1 protein-coding gene is annotated in these 1223 nt (G+C 68.6%); it reads right to left on the bottom strand.

Annotation, left to right across the window (positions count from 1 at the left end; all coding sequences use genetic code 11):
• Window positions 1–1223, bottom strand: a 1223-nt coding sequence (locus HHX33_RS34625) for a condensation domain-containing protein (protein WP_259403174.1), incomplete at both ends; no start/stop codon positions are given.

Here is a 1223-nt window from a genome sequence, read left to right on the forward strand (position 1 = left end):
CCGGGATCGGCGGCCAGCGCCTCCACCACCACCGCCAACCGCTCCGCCAGCAACCACGCCGACCGCGCATCGAACAGATCCGTGTTGTAGGTCAGGAACCCACCCAACCCCTCCACCGACTGCTCCAAATGCACCGACAACTCGAACTGCGTACCGGCGGGCGCCATGTCGACTCGGGTGAAGCGGAGGCCGGGCAGTTCCAGCGTCCGCTGGGGTGCGCTGTCCAGCGCGAGCATGACCTGGAAGAACGGGCTGCGGCTGAAGTCGCGCTCCGGCCGCACGTGCTGGACGATCCGCTCGAACGGGGTGTCGCTGTGAAGCTGGACCTCCAGAAGGTTGGCGTGCGTCGCGCTCAGGGCCTCCGCGAGCGTCATGCCGGGCCGGTTCACGGAGCGCAGGGGAAGGGAGTTCGCCAGGAAGCCGATCATCTCGGCGGTGCCGGGGTGCGTACGGCCGGAGGACGGGATGCCGATGGTGACGTCGTCCTGACCGGCGAGTTTGGCGAGCAGCAGCGTCAACGCCGTGGTGATCACCGTGAAGGTCGTCGTGCCGCTTTCCCGTGCGAGGCGCTCGACGGTCTGCGCGGGCAGGGAGAGTGGAACGGCGTCCCCACGGTGCGTCTCGTACGGCGGGCGCGGCTTGTCCGTGGGCAGGTCGAGCGTCTGCGCGCCGGCGAGGTACTCACTCCAGAACCCGAGTTCGGAGTCATCGGCCGCAGTGTCGAGCTTCCACTGGGCGTAGTCGCCGTACTGAAGAGGGGCGTCCTGCGGGAACGGTTCACCCGTGCGGGCCGCCTGATAGTGATCGGCGATCTCGCGAAACAGCACGGTGAGGGACCAGCCGTCCGCGATGACATGGTGGAGCGACAGCAGCAGCACGTGTTCGTCGTCCGAGACACGCACCACCCGCGCGCGGAACAGCGGGCCCTGTTCGAGGTCGACCGCCGAGGTCCGCCACTGCTCCAGGGTTTCCGCCAGGTCGGGCACGGCGGTGAGCGGCGGCTCCCAATCCCACTCCTCGTGAACGACCTGTACGAGTTCCCCCTCCGCCATCCGGAGGGTGGTGCGCAGGCTTTCGTGGCGCCGGGCGGTGTGGACGAGGGCGGTGCGCAGCACATCCCGGTCGAGCGGACCGCGCACGGTCGCCGCGCCGGTGATGTGGTACGCCAGATTCGTGTCCGGGTGCAGATGACACAAGAACCACAACCGCTGCTGATTCGCCGT

This window comes from Microbispora sp. H10670 (assembly GCF_014161385.1).
Taxonomy (GTDB): Bacteria; Actinomycetota; Actinomycetes; order Streptosporangiales; family Streptosporangiaceae; genus Microbispora; species Microbispora triticiradicis.